This is a genomic window from Salmonella sp. SAL03688, from assembly GCF_046551895.1.
GTDB lineage: Bacteria > Pseudomonadota > Gammaproteobacteria > Enterobacterales > Enterobacteriaceae > Salmonella > Salmonella enterica.
This window is the reverse complement of sequence record NZ_JBGDVI010000002.1, coordinates 334,431-353,118: the sequence shown is the minus strand read 5'-3', so window position 1 is coordinate 353,118 and position 18,688 is coordinate 334,431. Positions and strand designations below refer to the sequence as shown.

Annotated in this window: 11 protein-coding genes; 6 read left to right on the top strand and 5 right to left on the bottom strand. The window is 51.1% G+C overall.

What is annotated here, in order from left to right; genetic code table 11:
* The first annotated feature begins 480 nt into the window (after positions 1–480).
* The 4 genes from iroB (at position 481) to ACLJR2_RS03485 (ending at position 7,654) form a co-directional block, all read left to right on the top strand.
* Positions 481–1,596 carry a salmochelin biosynthesis C-glycosyltransferase IroB gene (gene iroB, locus ACLJR2_RS03500; RefSeq protein WP_001221117.1) on the top strand — a complete coding sequence of 372 codons (1,116 nt, stop codon included), beginning with the start codon at positions 481–483 and terminating at the stop codon, positions 1,594–1,596.
* Between the two features lie 80 nt (positions 1,597–1,676).
* Positions 1,677–5,333, top strand: coding sequence for a salmochelin/enterobactin export ABC transporter IroC (gene iroC, locus ACLJR2_RS03495; RefSeq protein ID WP_001111818.1), 3,657 nt, complete (start codon positions 1,677–1,679; stop codon positions 5,331–5,333).
* A gap of 109 nt (positions 5,334–5,442) precedes the next feature.
* Positions 5,443–6,687: an alpha/beta hydrolase gene (locus ACLJR2_RS03490; RefSeq protein WP_001239930.1), complete on the top strand. Its 1,245-nt coding sequence runs from the start codon at positions 5,443–5,445 to the stop codon at positions 6,685–6,687.
* A gap of 31 nt (positions 6,688–6,718) precedes the next feature.
* On the top strand, positions 6,719–7,654 hold the full coding sequence (locus tag ACLJR2_RS03485; protein ID WP_000274369.1) for an alpha/beta hydrolase: 936 nt from the start codon (positions 6,719–6,721) through the stop codon (positions 7,652–7,654).
* A 41-nt stretch (positions 7,655–7,695) separates the two neighbouring features.
* On the opposite strand, the gene ACLJR2_RS03480 is transcribed toward ACLJR2_RS03485, so the two are convergent.
* Together ACLJR2_RS03480 and pipB2 are read right to left on the bottom strand one after the other, a co-directional pair.
* Positions 7,696–9,870 carry a TonB-dependent siderophore receptor gene (locus ACLJR2_RS03480; RefSeq protein ID WP_015633074.1) on the bottom strand — a complete coding sequence of 725 codons (2,175 nt, stop codon included), beginning with the start codon at positions 9,868–9,870 and terminating at the stop codon, positions 7,696–7,698.
* Positions 9,871–10,913: 1,043 nt separating this feature from the next.
* The gene (pipB2, locus tag ACLJR2_RS03475) at positions 10,914–11,966 is read right to left on the bottom strand and encodes an SPI-2 type III secretion system effector PipB2 (protein ID WP_023201826.1); all 1,053 of its coding nucleotides are present in this window, start codon (positions 11,964–11,966) and stop codon (positions 10,914–10,916) included.
* 518 nt (positions 11,967–12,484) lie between these two features.
* Here pipB2 and ACLJR2_RS03470 point away from each other — a divergent pair.
* Both ACLJR2_RS03470 and ACLJR2_RS03465 read left to right on the top strand, forming a co-directional pair.
* Positions 12,485–13,414, top strand: coding sequence for a VirK family antimicrobial peptide resistance protein (locus ACLJR2_RS03470; RefSeq protein ID WP_000178730.1), 930 nt, complete (start codon positions 12,485–12,487; stop codon positions 13,412–13,414).
* 293 nt (positions 13,415–13,707) lie between these two features.
* On the top strand, positions 13,708–14,604 hold the full coding sequence (locus tag ACLJR2_RS03465) for an antimicrobial resistance protein Mig-14 (RefSeq protein ID WP_000701505.1): 897 nt from the start codon (positions 13,708–13,710) through the stop codon (positions 14,602–14,604).
* Between the two features lie 721 nt (positions 14,605–15,325).
* On the opposite strand, the gene ACLJR2_RS03460 is transcribed toward ACLJR2_RS03465, so the two are convergent.
* The 3 genes from ACLJR2_RS03460 to tctD all read right to left on the bottom strand — a co-directional run bounded on the left by ACLJR2_RS03460 (position 15,326) and on the right by tctD (position 18,548).
* Entirely contained in the window at positions 15,326–16,339 is a 1,014-nt protein-coding gene (locus tag ACLJR2_RS03460) for a HoxN/HupN/NixA family nickel/cobalt transporter (protein ID WP_001059348.1), read from the bottom strand.
* A 132-nt stretch (positions 16,340–16,471) separates the two neighbouring features.
* Positions 16,472–17,887: a sensor histidine kinase gene (locus ACLJR2_RS03455; protein WP_000872342.1), complete on the bottom strand. Its 1,416-nt coding sequence runs from the start codon at positions 17,885–17,887 to the stop codon at positions 16,472–16,474.
* Positions 17,874–18,548 (bottom strand): transcriptional regulator TctD, encoded by a 675-nt coding sequence (gene tctD, locus ACLJR2_RS03450; protein WP_001237934.1) that lies wholly within the window; start codon positions 18,546–18,548, stop codon positions 17,874–17,876. Before tctD ends, ACLJR2_RS03455 begins: the two co-directional genes overlap by 14 nt.
* Positions 18,549–18,688: the final 140 nt, after the last annotated feature.

The following is an 18,688-nucleotide window of genomic DNA, read 5'->3' as shown; positions in this document are numbered from 1 at the left end:
GAGTGCCTTAAGCGCTTTATCGAAATCGAAGGGCTGGGACATGTGTCATTCCTTTTTGATTGTATATTACTGGAATGACACAGAATTTCTAACACTCCCCGATCTGCCGCCGGACACCATTAAATTGCCCCGCAACGTGTTATCAATACTACTACCTACGTTTCCCATTACCTTGCTGTCGGTACGTTTACCTCATTGTCTGAAAGGTTATTTACGAAGTTATCATTAATAATCCACGGGCGTCTGGTATGCGAATCCAGTTCCCCAATCCTGGCGCTTTGCCTTCGCGACCATACGCACGTAAATAAGTCTGAAACCAAACTTCACCGCTTAACGCTCTCCTCTTCCCCGATTTTTATGAAAAAAATCATCACATGATCAAGGGTCGTATTTGTTATTGCATCTTTCAAATGATATTGGTAATTATTATCATTCTCATTAACGACTTGTTCGATTTATGACGTGGAGAGAGGATTTCTCATGCGTATTCTGTTTGTCGGTCCACCACTGTATGGACTGCTATACCCTGTGCTGTCCCTGGCGCAAGCGTTTCGTGTTAATGGCCATGAAGTGCTGATTGCAAGCGGTGGCAAATTTGCACAGAAAGCAGCCGAAGCTGGGTTGGTGGTATTTGACGCTGCGCCTGGTTTCGATTCGGAAGCGGGTTATCGCCGTCAGGAGGCATTACGAAAAGAAAATAACATTGGAACAAAAATGGGGAACTTCTCATTCTTCAGCGAAGAGATGACTGACCCGCTGGTCGCGTTCGTCGGGCAGTGGCGACCAGATCTCATCGTCTACCCTCCCCTTGGGGTCGTTGGACCACTGATTGCCGCTAAGTATGACATTCCGGTAGTGATGCAAACCGTCGGCTTCGGTCATACGCCCTGGCACATCAAAGGCGTGACGAAATCACTTTCTGACGCCTACCGCCGCCATGGGGTCAGCGCGCCACCAAGAGATCTGGCGTGGATAGACGTCACACCGCCCAGCATGAGCATACTGCAAAATGACGGAGAGCCGGTTATCTCCATGCAATACGTCCCGTATAACGGCGGCGCCGTCTGGGAAGAATGGTGGGAACGTACACCTGATCGCAAGCGTCTTCTGGTCAGCCTCGGCACCGTCAAACCGATGGTGGATGGCCTGGATCTGATTTCCTGGGTAATGGATTCTGCCGGCGAAGTAGATGCCGAAATCATCCTGCATCTTCCGGCAAACGCCCGCTCGGATTTACGTTCACTGCCGCCGAATGTCCGTCTGGTCGACTGGCTTCCGATGGGCGTTTTCCTTAACGGCGCCGACGGTTTTATCCACCATGGCGGCGCAGGCAACACCCTGACGGCGCTACATGCCGGCATTCCGCAGATAGTCTTTGGTCAGGGTGCCGACAGACCCGTCAATGCCCGCGCCGTGGTCGAGCGCGGATGCGGCATTATTCCCGGTAAGAGCGGGCTTACGAGCAGCATGATCAATACCTTCCTCGGTAATCGCGCGCTTCGCGAGGCGTCGCAGGAGGTCGCGGCGGAAATGGCGGCCCAGCCTTGCCCGACCGAGGTGGCAAAAAAACTGATCGCCATGCTGCAACACGGCTAACCGCGGCAGCGCAATGACAATATGGCGGCTGAACCCAGCGTGTGTCGCCATATCTCATCTTTCACCGATAAGGAGGCTTAATGCCCGCGACTCATTCCCCCATGCCCGCTCGTGCCTGGATAGTTCGCCTTGCCCGCGTGTGTTGGGAACGTAAAACACTGAGCATCATTGTCATCGTAGCATCAGTATCGACCATTTTACTGGCTGCGCTGACGCCGCTAATAACGCGTCAGGCCGTCAATGACGCGATAGCAGGCGATACGACCCACCTGCCGTTACTTGCCTGCGGCCTGCTGTTAATTGCCCTTTTTGATTTTATCGGGAATTACGTGCGCCGCGGCTATGCCGGAGAACTCTCGTTGTGGGTTCAGCATACGTTACGTAGCCGTGCGTTCGACAGTATTCAAAAACTGGACGGCGCAGGCCAGGACGCCTTGCGTACCGGGCAGGTCATTTCGCGTACCAACAGCGATCTTCAACAGGTACACACCTTGCTACAGATGTGTCCGGTGCCGCTGGCGGTGCTCACTTACTATGTGGCCGGTATCGCGGTGATGCTATGGATGTCGCCATCCATGACGCTTATCGTGATTTGCGTACTGGCCGCCCTTGCTATTACCGCCCTGCGCGCCCGTCGCCGTGTTTTCGCGCAAACGGGGCTTGCCTCAGACCGGCTGGCGCACATGACGGAACATATGCGCGAAGTATTGGAACAGATCTCAGTGGTGAAGTCCTGCGTGGCGGAGTTACGCGAAACGCGTTGGCTCGATGGTCAGTCGCGGCAGATGGTGCGGGTACGCATCGGTGCCACTATCTCGCAGGCGATGCCGGGCGCAACCATGCTGGCGCTACCGGTGATAGGGCAGATCGTCCTGCTGTGCTATGGCGGCTGGTCGGTGATGAACGGGCGCATCGATCTGGGAACCTTCGTTGCGTTCGCGAGTTTTCTCGCTATGTTGACCGGCCCTACCCGCGTACTGGCATCGTTTTTGGTTATCGCACAGCGCACACAGGCGTCGGTAGAGCGCGTCTTCGCGCTTATCGACACGCGTTCTCGCATGGAAGACGGTACTGAGTCGGTTGAGGGTCAGATTATCGGGCTGGACGTGGAGAAGATGAGTTTCCACTACGACAACGGTAACCGTATCCTCAATGAGATCTCGTTTTCCATTCACGCCGGTGAAACCGTGGCGGTGGTTGGCGCATCCGGCTCCGGGAAATCAACATTGCTGATGTTGCTGGCGCGCTTTTACGATCCCACCTCCGGCGGAGTATGGCTCAACACCACTACGGGTCAACAGAATATTCGCGACCTGAAACTGACGGCGCTTCGTCGTCGCGTTGGCGTAGTGTTTGAAGACGCGTTTCTGTTTGCCGGTACGGTGGCGGAAAACATCGCCTATGGGCACCCGCAAGCGACTCAGGACGACATTCGACGCGCCGCCGATGCCGCAGGCGCCAGCGGGTTCATCAATGCGCTACCGCAGGGGTTCAACACCCGACTGACCGAACGCGGAAGCAACCTCTCCGGCGGCCAACGCCAGCGTATTGCGCTAGCCCGGGCACTGATTACCGCGCCGGAACTGCTGATTCTCGATGACACCACCTCGGCGGTCGATGCCGGTACTGAAGCGGAAATTAACACGGCTCTTGGTCGTTATGCCGATAATGAGCATATGCTGCTGGTGATTGCACGCCGCCGTTCAACACTGCAGTTAGCCGATCGGATCGTCGTGCTGGATAAAGGCCGCGTCGTGGATATCGGTACCCAGGCGGAGCTGGATGCAAAGTGTCCGACGTTTCGCTCGCTGATGAGCGGCGAGGGGGATTTTCTCGCCCTTGCCCCGGCAGAACAACGTACGCTATGGCCAACAACGCAGGCGGTAAAATCCGACGACGCGCATGAGCGCCAGACAACCGCCGGAAAAGGTTTTGTCGACCGGATGACGCGCGTTCCAGAACGCGCCGTACAGATGGCGCTGGCAGGCCACGGGCGTCAAGTCTCATCGCTGCTGACGCCAGTAGCCTGGATGTTCGTCATCGCCGCCCTGCTTATCGCGCTTGATTCCGCCGCAGGCGTTGGCGTGCTGGTGCTTTTGCAGCGCGGTATTGACTCAGGCGTTGCCGCAGGGGATATGTCGACTATTGGCATATGCGCCCTGCTCGCGCTGTGTCTGGTAGCGATCGGTTGGTGCTGCTATGCGCTGCAAACGATCTTCGCCGCCCGCGCGGCAGAGTCGGTACAGCATACGGTACGCTTACGCAGCTTCAGCCACCTGCTACGCCTGAGTCTTCCCTGGCACGAGAAGCACATCGACTCGCGTCTTACTCGCATGACCGTCGACGTTGATTCACTCGCCCGATTTCTGCAAAACGGTCTTGCCAGCGCGGCCACCAGCATCGTGACGATGGTCGCTATCGCCGCGGCAATGTTCTGGCTTGACCCCATTCTTGCGTTAACGGCATTAAGCGCCGTACCTGTAGTGATACTGGCGACGTGGATTTACCGCCGTTTGAGCTCGCCTGCCTACGCCCAGGCACGGCTGGAAATTGGTAAGGTGAACAGTACGCTTCAGGAAAAGGTCTCCGGTATGCGGGTAGTGCAGTCACACGGTCAACAGAAGCAGGAAGCCGCCAGGCTACGGGCGTTATCAGACAACTTCCGCGCCACCCGCGTGCGGGCGCAAAAATACCTTGCTGTCTATTTTCCGTTCCTGACCTTCTGCACCGAGGCTGCCTATGCCGCCGTGCTTTTAATCGGAGCGACCCGGGTCGCCGAAGGCGAAATGACGCCCGGGATACTGGCGGCGTTCTTCCTGCTATTGGGACAATTTTATGGCCCGGTACAGCAGTTGTCAGGCATTGTCGATTCCTGGCAGCAGGCGACCGCCAGCGGCAAACATATCAATGCGCTATTGGCGACTGAGGAAACGGAGAATATTGAACCGTCCTCCATAACGCCTGGCACTGGCGGCGCGCTACGTCTGGAGGCATTGACATTCCGCTATCCCGAAAAAACGCAACCTGTGCTTGATAAGCTCTCACTCACCATTCCGCCAGGAACGGTAGTCGCGGTGGTCGGACGTAGCGGCGCCGGCAAATCGACGCTGATCAAGCTGCTGGCCGGGCTCTACTCTCCCGGCAGCGGGCAAATCCGTGTCGGTGAGCGCCTAATTGATGCCGCGTCGCTTAGTGATTATCGTCGCCAGACGGGGCTGGTCACTCAGGATGTCGCATTATTTAGCGACGATATTGCCGAAAATATCCGCTATTCGCGGCCAGACAGCAGCGACACGGAGGTGGAGATCGCGGCGCGACAGGCGGGACTCTTTGAAACTGTGCAACATCTGCCGCTGGGGTTTCGTACTCCGGTCAATAACGGCGGCACGGATCTGTCCGCGGGCCAGCGTCAGTTGATTGCCCTCGCGCGCGCCCAACTGGCACAGGCGCACATTCTGCTGCTCGACGAGGCGACAGCACGTATCGACCGCAGCGCCGAGGAGCGCTTAATAACCTCGCTTACCGGAGTGACGCATACCGAGAAACGCATCGCGCTTATCGTCGCGCACCGACTGACCACCGCTCGCCGCTGCGATGTTATTGTCGTAATCGATAAAGGATGTATCGCTGAATATGGCAGCCATGAGCAGTTGATAGCGGCTCATGGCCTGTATGCTCGTCTGTGGCGGGCCAGCGTCGGCCAGACACGCGATACGCAAGGAGAGGTCGTAGGATAGTTTTTATCGCCACGATTTACGCAAAAGAAAGCCCGCAAGCGGCTGTTCCTGTAACAGCCGCTTTAGCTATTGATACTGACCGAAATATAAACGAGATGGAATACAAAGAATGAGACTGAGCCCGCCCGTCGCTCCTGTCGCTATACAGACCGCTACGCGCCTTCGCCGTCAACTCGCCGCCGGAAGCCAGGTTGACGCTTCTCACTTCTGGCGAGAAGCAAACTCGCTCGCGCTGCCGCTGGTGACAGCCATTAACGGCGCAGACGATGAACGGGAAGTCACCTTCCTGTGGCGTGCCGCCTCTCCTCTGCGGGGGGTTTATGTTCGCCTGAACCGTGTCACCGATAAAGATAACGTGGCGAAAGGTATGATGACGCAACTGCCCACAACGGATATCTGGCATCTGACGCTTCGCTTACCGGCGTCCTACTGCGGTTCCTATACGATGGTCGAAATACCACTGAAAACCCCGGACGAGACGGTGTTGCAGCTTGGAAGCCGTTTCGCCTCCCTTGTCGGGAAGGCGGACCCGCTGAACAGCACGCCGGGAATAAATGTTCGGGGCAATGCGCAGGAGTCCGTTCTGGCGTTGGATCATGCCCCGGCACAGGAGGAGTGGTCAGGCTGTCGCGCTTACGCCGGGCAACTTTTCACCTCAGAACATCGGCTCGCCGGACAACGTCGCCGTGTGCGGCTGTATCTTCCTGACGTTCCTGTCGAACAACCGCTGGGCTTGCTGGTACTCACGGATGGCGAGATCTGGTTCGACCATCTTGGGGTAAGCGCCGCCATTGACGCCGCCATCCGCAGCGGACGCATCGCGCCGGTGGCCGTACTCGGCGTTGATAATATCAATGCGGGTGAACGCGTCGCAATCCTCGGCGGTCGCCGCGAGCTGGTGCTCGACATTGCCGAACGCCTGCTGCCAACCCTTCGCGCCAAATACCCGGAACGGCGGTGGGCTGACCGTACACAAACGGTGCTGGCAGGGCAAAGCCTCGGCGGCGTGACCGCGCTGATGGCGGCCCGCCACGCGCCAGAGAGCTTCGGCCTGGTGCTGAGCCACTCCCCCTCAATGTGGTGGACGCCGGACAACCGCAACCGCCCGGACCATTTCAGCGCAGAAGAGCGCTCATGGGTCAGCGAACATGTGTTATCCGCGCCCTCGCCAGCCGTACGTACGCATCTGTGCGTGGGATCGTTAGAAGGTTCGACGGTCCCGCAGGTCAAACAGTTGCATGAAAAATTGCGCGCCGCCGGCGTTGAAAGCCATTGCAGCGTGTACACCGGCGGTCACGATTATGCCTGGTGGCGCGGCGCGCTGATTGACGGATTACGTCTACTGCCCCGATAAAACTTCACCTGCCAAAAAGGAATCACATCCGATGTATGGTCGCCAGTACCACAACAAGTGCTATCGCATGGCGCTATTTTTAGTGAGTTTTTGTTTTAGCGCGCTGAGTTATGCGCAGCCGGATATGCAGCCATTAGGGCCGAATATTGCTGATAAAGGTTCGGGATATTACCATTTTAGGGTCAATGACTTTCAATCTGTCGATGGCGCAAGACATTACCGGGTATGGACCGCCATTCCCAACAAAGCCGCCCCGCCGTCGGGTTATCCTGTCTTATATATGCTGGACGGCAACGCAGTGATGGACAGACTGCCGGAGACGCTGCTCAAACAGCTGGCAGACCACTCGCCGCCGGTGATTGTGGCGATTGGCTATCAGACTAACCTGCCGTTTGATCTTAACGGCAGAGCTTATGACTATACGCCGGCGCCGGGAATCGATCGCGAAGGCAGTGAAAATAACCCGCGTTTTCATCGTAAAACCGGCGGCGGGCCAGCGTTCCGCCAGCTACTGGAGAGACATATCGCGCCGCAGGTGGAACAAGGAATAACCATCAACCCCGAACGGCGCGGGGTATGGGGACATTCTTATGGCGGCCTGTTCGTTTTAGACTCCTGGCTGTCGTCATCCTTCTTTCATATCTATTACAGCGCCAGCCCGTCACTCAGCAGGGATAATTTTGCTCTGTTGAATCGCCTTACGACAGTGAAGCCGTCGCCGTTCTGCCATAAAAAACTCATTATAATGGAAGGTTCAGCGTCGAATGGGGATAGCAGGCAACGCCAGATGGCCGAGCTCCTGCAAAAAGTTCAGGAGACCGTGAGAACGCTTGAGAACAACGGCGTTAACGCGGCTCTGCAGCATTACCCGGGCCTGGACCACGGGCCCATGTTTAACGCCTCTTTTCGCAGTGCATTGCTGGATATCAGTCGCGAACCGGCAAGCCAAAAACCACGCTGCCATTAACCCGCCGCCAGAATATGCCCGCCAGCGGCGGGCATAATCCATCAAAACGAGGCCGTCACACCGGCATAATAAGCCCGCCCCGGTTCGTTATAGGTATTTGCCCCTTCGGCGGAGCGATAGATCTGTTTATCGAAGATATTGCTGATACCGACATTAAGACGCAGGTTCTTATTGATATCGTAGTTAACGTTAGCGCCGACCAGTGAGTAAGCCCCCAGCGCTTTCCCGGACAATCCTTTGGTCTCTTCACTACGCGACTCCGCATGTGTTCGCGGTTTTTGCTTGCCGTATAACGTCCAGTTGACGTTAGCGGAGAGCGCGCTGGTGATAGTCCAGTCGAGGAAGGTATTCACCGTATATTTCGGGATTATCGATAAGGGATTGCCGGTATCTTTTTGCTCAGAAGCAATCATATAAGTCGCATTGGTATTCCAGTTCAGACGGTCCGGCATCAGCGGAACAGTCATGCTGGCTTCAATACCTTCAATCAGCGCTTTACCGCCGTTCTGCCATTGCAATACATAAGCGCCAGATGCGCTTCTGCCAATAATTTTATCACCTGCGACAATCTTATTCTGATAATCGTTACGGAAATACGTGACGCTTGCGTGATAATCGTCTACGGTAAATTCCAGCCCAATCTCTTTATTGATGCTAATTTCAGGATCGAGGTTCTTATTACCGACCAGGTAACAGCCGCCTGACGTAATATCTTTTGGACAACCGTTGCCTTTCGAATAGAGTAAATACCCCTCACTGGTTTGATACAAGTTCGGTGCCTTAAAGGCCCGGGCAATACCGGCTTTCACCTTGACGTATTCACCTAACTCCTGGGAAAGGTTAAGACTGGGACTAAAATTACTCCCGGATTCGCTCAAATAGTCAAAACGCAGACCCGGAATAATATTGGTACCGGCCATGGGTTCGATATTATCTTCAACGTACAGCGCACTGATTTCCGATTTATTTTTGCTGCTACGGTTAGCCGCCGAACCGGAAATCCCGGCGATATTGCTATCCTTAACCGTCAGACTGGTAGAGGAAGGATCGTTCAGCTCATCGCGGTTCCACTCCGCGCCGACGGTGAGCGTTTGCTCAAATAGCCATATCACCGGGACATTCACCTCGCCGCTGGTGCGATACGAGGTCAGGCGGTTAGTGGTGAACGTCTGGTCGTTGGTAATACGCCCCTCGCCGCCGCCGGAGAGCCCCTCATTCATGCGGGTGTTATCGGTTTTTTCATAGTAGAACCCCAGGCGGCTTTGCCCCCAGTCCCAGATGCCGTTATGAGTTAGACCGTAATTCTGCCGGTACAGGCGATTGGTCTCCCGCCCGGACTGCGCCAGACTTTTGGTAACCGCGTTTGAAGTACTGTTTTGCGTATCGCCAGCATAAATATTCCCCTGCTGACTATATCCCGCTTCAAAATCAAGGATTTGCTGCGGGGTCATTTTCCATGAGAAGACGCTATTAATATCTTTATTGGTGACCCCCTCCCGTCCGGCGGCATTTTTGGTACCGGCGGAGGAGTTAATATCCCAGCTGTCGGCATCGGTTCTGTTGAGATTACCGTACAGGCGCATCGTCAACGTATCACCAGCCAACGGGCCGCTAAGGCTAAAGTTACCCCGCCGGGTGTCACCTTCTTTGCTGCTTTCCGGCTGGTTGGTATAGAGCGACAGCGAACCGTGCCAGTCATTAGTGGGGCGTTTGGTGATGATATTCACCACCCCACCTGCGGCACCGGAGCCATAGCGCGCGGCGGCGGGCCCACGGATCACTTCAATACGTTCTACCATCTCCGGCGGCACCCAGTTCGTATCGCCACGGGTGTCGCGTTCTCCGCGCCAGCTATAGCGAACCGAATTTCGCGACGTCACCGGCACGCCGTCAATCAGCACTAAGGTATTTTCCGGCCCCATACCACGAATATCAATTTGTCGGTTATTTCCGCGCGTCCCCGAGGCGCTATTGCCGGTAAGATTAACCCCAGGCATCTTACGAATAATATCGGCAAGATCGTTAACGGGAGGATTCTTTTGAATATCGTCACGAGTAATAATCGAAACGCCCGGCTGTTGCTTTAATACTTGCTCGGCGGTGGATTCAACCACCATCGTTTCGCCGTTGTCGTCAGTAGATTCTGCTGCTGATAATGGACTATTAACCCCTGTAGAAACCACGGTTATTAACCAGAGGAACTTCTTAACTCTCATACCCATTCCCTAAATAATGTCTAAAGTAGCGCTGTTGCCCTCAAGCTCACATCCTTGCCAGGTTACGGCTATATAGTAATTATTATCATATGCTAATGATAATAATTATCATTCAATTAAGAAAAAGGCAATCTTTCGACCGCAAAAATCTGGTAATAAGAAAACGGAAACGGGATTTTGCAATATGACTCTCTGTCCGGGCTCCGCTTTGCCAGTAAATCCGAGAGGGGTGGCAGAATGCGCCTACTGAACGGAGGTTTTACAAAACAGGAATAGAGGAAATTAATTATTTTTCAAGGCGTTAATGACAAGAAACACCCAGGTAAGATGGTATAGCACGGTTCAGGGTTCACCGGCGCTTCTCTGCCGACGGCGAACCGTTCTTACAGTTTGCCAGCGACTTTCCGTCAGGGTAATGGCGGGATCGGATACGATTGTAGTCATTCGGTATATGACAATGAAAGTGATGTTGGCGCCAACATACAAAGCGCCTGATAATATTTATCAGGCGCTTTGCAGACAGAAAACCATTAAACATCGGTTTCTCGTTCCCCAGGATCTACCGGGAAAAATGGCAACCCACAGTTAGTGGGTTTTACTGCCGTGTCTTGAGAAGTACCTTCTTGTATTCCCAAGTCGTCCAGGAGACGCCGCAACCAATAAAGTTCAATCGCCTGCACTTTTCTCTGTCGTTTGTCTTCCCTTTCAGAAGGCGGGCGAATATCAGACTCATGAGTACATGTAACACAATAACCTTTTAACTCTATCCACTTAGGCTTAGGGGGATCCTTAGGCTCGGGAGGCGTCGGGCTGGCAACGCACGAACAGGCACTTATACATCCAGGCATAACGTTTTCCTTTTCAAACAATTCGCTTTAGTTGGAAGTTCTACTTGAGAAAATAGGAATGGTTATTCAGATATTTTTACCGTCGCATACTCCTGTAATAATAAAAGATACTGTAAATAATTTACTCTCAGCTACTATTCAGTAGCAGATTGTTATTCTTACATTGCTTTTATTTCAGATTTACGTCAAAAAGGGCTAAATATTTTCACTATAAAATTCGTTAAAGAGTGTTTGTGTACTTGTAGACATTGTGGCGTCTTCGGTACGCAAATGGGTTAGTGTACAATCTTTAAAACAGGTATTATTTAAATTAGCCTCAGCCAAATCAGCCCCGTCCAGGTTCGTAGAAATGAAACTCGCCTTTCGCAGATTTGCCCGGGTTAAGACAGCGTCTTCCATAATTGCAGCCATTATAGTAGCACCCTGTAATGTCGCACCGCTCATATCAGCACGTATAAGGGTTGCGCCTGAAAGATTAGTGTGATCCATATTTGCACCGGAGCAATTACATTCTATCATGCTACAGCCTAACAGACTCGCGTGTTGTAAATTGGCGCCAGTAAGATTAGCGTGATCGAGGGTAGCGCCACACATAATGCTATCTTCCAGACAGGCGTTCTTGAAATTACTGTCGCCTAATGATGTTCCCGATAGATTTGCGCCCTTAAAATTTGCACCTTCACAATCCGCCATAAACAGCACTGCCCCCTCTAAATTTGCGTCGCTTAAGTCTGCGTCACATAAATTTTCTGCCGTCAGATTTGCTCCGATAAGGACAGCGCCTTTAAGATTCATGCCTCCCTGGGCAGTTAATATTACAGAATCCTGAGGGAGAGAAAATTCGCATCTGAATAGTAAAGCTCGGCATATTTTTTCAAAAGAGGCAAGCGGAATTTCTCTTGTCTCAGAATGGTCGCCTTTACTGACCCGTACAATAACTTGTCCAGCTTCGTTATTCTCACCAGGAAGATTAAATTCGACACGATACCCATCCATATCATCCAGTATGATGTTTTCTGGCAACGGAGCACCTCTGTCAGGCATTGTACTTTTCAATGTTTCAGCCATAGTCTCTATCAATTCATGATATTGTGTTTCATTTCTCCGACGTATCCCACCACAGGTAAAAAAATTAATGATATGTTGCAGAATAGTTTTGGGCGAGGTAGCTTGCCGCATAGCAGCAGAAGTCCCCGCGCCAAAAGCAGATGTAGCCATACCAGCCAGACTATCGAGTGAACGCTGCATATATTTTCTCCCAGAGAGAGCAACACAGTACATGATAAAATTTATCATATAGATTTGCATTTAGAGATAAGGTGAATACCCCCTTTACGTCTGGTTACATAATAACGTATCACGACGCGTTGCTGTCTGGCTTACACAATAGCAGCCAAATAAATATATTGGCTTATACTCGTCATACTTCAAGTTGCATGTGCTGCGGCTGCGTTCCCTCACCCCAGTCACTTACTTTAGTAAGCTCCTGGGGATTCGCTCGCTTGTCGCCTTCCTGCAACTCAAATTATTTAGAGTATATAACATTATTTAAAATAATAAACACGGCATTCGTTTTAATACTACGTTCAGGACTCATCCCACTCATTAGCAGAAAACCTATTAAAAAGCGTGTTCAGGCGTTTTATTGCTACCATTGATAAACTGTTTAACAACATCGTCTGTACAGGCCTTCTTCGTTGCCTTTACGTTTAACTCAATCAGGCTACCGTCTCGGTTATAAGTCTATCGAGTAGTAGGGACGTAGTATGACGATGCAGCCAAGTGATATGGAAAGATATAATCCATTATTAATGTTAAAAGAAGTCATGGCGCAGACGCCTTATCGCCATAAACGCTGGGGAGAGCGTAAGTTTCGCTATAAATTTGTATTACGTTGCCTTATTAACCCCGTAACGACAATTAAATACTTCAATGAATTATGCCATCTGTCTCAGCCCAGAACGCTGATCATTCATCGTCCACTGTTGCCGGCAAAAATCCAGCGGCCCTATTTGTATACCGGACTTAGCATGCGTTGCCGGGCAAGGGCTATTCTGGAACACTACCAGTTCGTTCAGTCCTTTCCGGAAAATAAAATTAAAAAGATCCTCCTGTCCGAGGAACAAATCTTACTCGCTCACCTGGAAGGAAAAAACGGTGCTCTGGTAGATATCTACTGCGGTCCCTGTGGCTATGACAGAGAAGGTGAACTGACATTAACGCTGTGCTTCAATGATACGCCGTTGGCACGTTTATCATTTTCCTTTATCCGCCATGAAGGGAAGCAAATAGCGCTGGTTGCCGGGTTACAAGGGCCCAGTAAACATGTCGGCCCACAAGTCATACGTAACGCCACCAAAGATTGTTACGGTCTCTTTCCTAAACGGATGCTGTATGAAGCATTTGCGACATTGATGCAGGCCTGTAATGTCGACGAGATTTATGCGGTAAGTGAAAACAACCATGTTTATCGTCAACTCCGGTACTTATTCCAGAAGAAAAAAACTTTTGTGGCCAGCTATAGTGAATTCTGGGAGTCGCTAAACGGCGTTAAGAAAGGTGCCTTATATCATCTGCCATCACAGGTGATGCGTAAAGCGCCTGAAAGTATCCCCAGCAAAAAACGCGCAGAGTATCGGAAACGCTATCATATTCTGGATACAATAATACAAGAGGTTAACAGCCTCTCCCGGTAGAACTATTTCATACGCGGATGTGCAGATCCTGCTACCGTTCAGCGGAGCTCTTTGAAATCTGTATCGCTACTGGATGGTTAAATACAGAATGGCTTGCGAGTGAAAAGCGCGGCATTAAACCGTCGCTTTCACTCATGCTATGATCAACATCTTAATCTTATTCCCTTCACCATAACGTCATCGATTAGCATGTTAACCATTAAATACAAGCTAAACATTTTTCACTTTTTTATTTGGTTGAGCGAAAAAATAATACAAAATAGCATTTTCAGTAAGCTAAGTCAGGAGTTTTGGTGAAAATACAAGAAGTTAAGCGTATATTAACCCGCTGGCAACCGTCTTCCTTTTCCCTATACCGGGAGGTGTTTACGCAATACGGCGGTAGTATCAATATGCACCCAGATATTGTGGATTATTTCATGAAGCGCCATAACTGGCATTTTAAATTCTTCCACTATAAAGAAGATGATAAGATTAAAGGCGCCTACTTTATCTGTAATGATCAGAATATTGGCATCCTGACGCGCAGAACCTTCCCGCTATCTTCAGATGAGATACTTATTCCGATGGCGCCAGATTTACGCTGCTTCTTGCCCGATCGTACTAACCGACTTTCGGCGTTGCATCAGCCACAAATACGCAATGCCATATGGAAACTCGCCAGAAAGAAACAAAATTGTCTGGTCAAAGAAACGTTCTCTTCTAAGTTTGAAAAAACACGCCGTAATGAATATCAGCGGTTTCTTAAAAAAGGCGGAAGTGTAAAAAGCGTTGCTGATTGTTCTTCTGATGAACTGACTCATATTTTTATCGAGTTATTTCGGTCTCGTTTCGGCAATACTTCATCCTGCTATCCCGCTGATAACCTTACCAACTTTTTTAGTCAACTGCATCACCTTCTGTTTGGGCATATTCTTTATATTGAAGGGATACCCTGTGCATTTGATATCGTACTGAAATCTGAAAGCCAGATGAACATCTACTTTGACGTATCTAATGGTGCAATTAAAAATGAGTTCAGGCCACTCAGTCCCGGCAGCATACTAATGTGGCTAAATATTAACCGTGCCAGACATTACTGCCAGGAAAGACAAAAAAAATTACTTTTTTCCATCGGCATACTAAGGCCTGAATGGGAATATAAGCGCATGTGGTCGACCCCCTATTTTACCGGAAAATCGATTTGCTAAAAAGAAAGCCTGGACGTAAATATGTTTTTTACGTCCAGATTTTTCATAAGTCCTGATGAACTGATAAAAAACGAAAGTTTAATCATAATTTGAAAAATAAGTTAACCACCATATAATCATAATGACAATTACTCGAAATTCACTTACACTATACTCGGTTTTATGGAATTGATTAACACGGTATGTTACAGATAACGTGCTAAAAAGCGTGCAGCGGTTATACATTTTCATATGTGTGTGTCATTAACCTGGCGTCAGGAACAGATGATGATGACAACTACCCTTTTATCTCTTCTGGCCTGGCATACCGTCAGTAGATTAAAGGAGTAGCCTTGCTTTATGGCATTACAAAAATGCGGGTGGGGTCGATGCTCAATGTATACGTTATTTGTAACAACGCTCTTGTGCATAAACAATACGTTATTGCCAACAGCACTGAACGGGTACAGTGGTTCTTGCTGACAACAGGCTTAAAGATCGCCTTAACACGGGATACCTGATAACTGGATTATATTATGACACATGCAGACTGGCTGATTCTTGGGTATACAACTGTTATTATTATTTTTGGTATTGTATGTTATATCGGATTGCTTAAATTGATAACGAAAGGCAAGCATGAAAAATAACGCACTTACCGGGAAGAATATACTCTCAGGAGATAAAATGCTTCGGCAATGATATGACACCACTGCCGAAATGCTATTTTTAAAGAAATCAATCAGGTATTGAGGGTGATTTTATCATAGCCGCGCCAGCGATAATTCAACAACGAGAGCAGCCAGAATAGCACAAAAGCACCCACTACCCAGAAGCCCACATTCCCCATATGATCGTTAAGCGTGCTGACGGTCTGCCAAAATGTTCCGCTTAACTGTAACGCATCATCAATCAACCCCAGCGCCTCAAGCCCGCCAATCGCCAGCGCGACAATGACGGATGCGGCGGTAATGGTCATATTATAATAAAGCTTACGTAATGGATGCGAGAAAGCCCAACCGTAAGCGCCGACCATGACAAAGTTATCCAGGGAATCCACCAGCGCCATCCCGGCGGTAAACAGCACAGGAAAAATCATCATCGACCAGAGAGATAGCCCCTGGTTGGCTGCTGAAGCGGAAATGCCCAGCAACCCAACCTCGGTTGCGGTATCAAATCCCAGACCAAACAGAAAACCGACAAAATACATATGCCAACTGGAAGTGACCAAAAGAAACGTACGCTGAAATATACGCGTCATCAGCCCGCCAGGTATCGCCTCGTCATGCGCCCTCACTGACTCGCCGCGGGTAACCGAGCGAAATTGCCGCCAGACGTTGAACAAAATAAACAGGTTAAGCAGGGCCATCGCCAGCAGAAAAAAAGCGGAAACAGCCGTACCAATCAACGAACCATATTGATGCAAAACATCAATACGATCGCGAAATGCCATCGACGTCACAACAATCGCCAGACATGCCAGAACGACAATGGTCGAATGACCCAATGAAAAAAACGCCCCCACGCCTAAAGGCGTTTTACCCTGCTGCATCAGTTTACGGGTGACGGTATCGATGGCTGCGATATGATCGGCATCAACCGCATGACGCAGCCCAAAGCTATACGCCAGTATGGCTGCGCTTAGCATGACTGCATGGTGATGAAAAACACAGAACGCCCAAATCCAGGCCAGGATGTTAACCCCGACAAGAAAGACGGTTAATGCTATTCCCCGTCGTTTAGTATGATTATTCATGCCCCTGCACCCACTATAGTTTTAATTAACGCTACGGTTTGTAGGGGGAATGTATGATCATTTGATTAAAACGTCACACCTCAAGATGCGACTTTTTGTAAACGTGCTTTACCGCTGACACATTTGTGCGCATTACTGCGGAACAAGGCTTAAAAAGCGTATCCGAACGTATAACCCTCCCAACGCTTCACTACGGGAAAAATGGGGATGAGTACGGTGCAGGCGTGCGATATCATTGACCAAAGCCAGACCAATACCCGCCCCGGCCACATTTCCTACGTTATCGAGCCGGTGGAACGGCTGTAGCGCCAGATGGATATGTTCATCATCAATGCCGGGGCCGCTATCTTCGACAACCAGCGTCACGGCATCGCCATCCCGTTCAAGCCGCGCGGTGACGATGCCTTGCTCAGGCGTGTATTTCAGCGCATTATCCAGCAAGTTTCCGCATAGCTCGCTAAGCAGTACCTCATCCCCCTCGATCCACATCGCTTCCTGTTCGCCTTCGTAGCCCAGGTCGATATGTTTACTCCGCGCCTGCGCCAGGCGGGTAAAGCAGCCGCTCTGTACGATATCGTACAGATTCACCGGGGAAAAGCGCCGCTCGCCCTGCTCTTTATGCTTTACCGCAGAAAGTTGCAACAATCTTTCCGTGAGCTGAATGGTACTATCCAGCGTTACGCTCATCGCCTGCAGACTTTCGTACCAGTGATGAGGGTGCTGGCTGGCTAACGCCACCGCCGCCTGCGTTTTTAACACCGCCAGCGGCGTTTTTAACTGGTGAGAAACATCGGCACTAAAGCGTTCCTGCCGGGAGAGAATGCCGCGGAGCCTGTCAATGTAGCGATTAAACGCCACGATTAACAAGCGTGTTTCCGACCACGGCAGCAGTTCCGGCAGCGGCGTTAACAGACCCGGTTCGCGGCGTACCATTAATGACGAAAGTTGACGCATAGGGCGCAGGATCCGGCGTAATAACCAGCCAACCAGCACCAGGGTCAGCAGCACCAGCAGCCCCTGTGAGATCCAGGAAGAGAACAGCAGTTGGCCCGCCAGATAACGACGGGACTGCAGCGTCTCTGCGACATAAATCTCCGCCATGCCGATAATGCCGCCTTCGTTGACCGGCTGTAGCAAACGCGCCACGCGGATCGCCTCGCCGCGATACTCGGTATGATAGAACCACGCCAGCGCCGGATAAAGCCGGGTACGGGGAGTAGCGGGCGGCATGGCGGGCAGATCGTCATAACCGGAAATGACCTTTCCGGAAGGGTCGACGACTTTGTAATAGAGTCGATCATTCATATTAAGCTCGAAGCTATCCAGCACCACCCAGGGCACGTTAACTTCCAGATGGTTATTGCGCACCACCAGCCGTTCCGATACCGTTCGCGCCGAGGAGAGCAATGTACGATCATAAGCCTGAGTGGCGGCCTGTAGCGCATTGACATAACTGTTAAACGCCGACAGCCCCCATAGCAGAATCAGCGGCAACCCCAGGAACAGTAAGAGTTGCAGGTACAACGATTGCGGCTTAACCCACTTCATCGCCGCGCTCCAGCACATAACCCAGGCCGCGCAGCGTCGTAATTCGTACATCGCTTCCCTGGAGTTTTTTACGCAGTCGATGAATATAAAGTTCGATGCTTTCAGGGCTTACCTCATCGTTCAGGCTGAACACCTGTTCAAAAAGCTGCTGACGCGAAACCGGCCGCGTTCGTCGGTACATCAATACGGTTAAGAGCGCCTGCTCACGCGGCGTCAGCGCTAACGGCTGTCCCTGTAACAGAAAATACCCTTCATCATGAAAGATCAATTCACCCAGTTGCTGAACTTCATGAACCTGCCCAGCGCTGCGTCGGAGCAAGGCCCGTAAACGAGCATCCAGCTCTTCCAGTTCAAAGGGTTTCGGCAGATAGTCATCCGCGCCGACGTTGAGACCTTTTACGCGATCCGCCACCGCGCTTCGCGCCGTGAGCAACAAAACGGGCAAGGTCTGACCGCGTTTACGCAGCCGTTGCACCACCTCCAGTCCATCCATTCCCGGCATATTGATATCCAGCACCGCCAGAGCGTACATTTCACTGTGCAGAAGATGGTCAGCCGCCAGGCCGTCAAATACGCAGTCCACGGCAAAGCCGTTTTGCACCAGCGCTTTCTCCAGCCAGTGAGCCAGCTCACGGTTATCTTCCGCCAATAAGAGACGCATATCACATCCTGTAAAGTTTCTGCCGCATTGAAAGGGAATTGAAAGGTTATTGTTTTAACAATCACGCAACCGAACTGCTACATGTCGGCTCACATAATCACAAAAATCTTCTTCCGAACCTGAAAAATCCGGACGTCCGG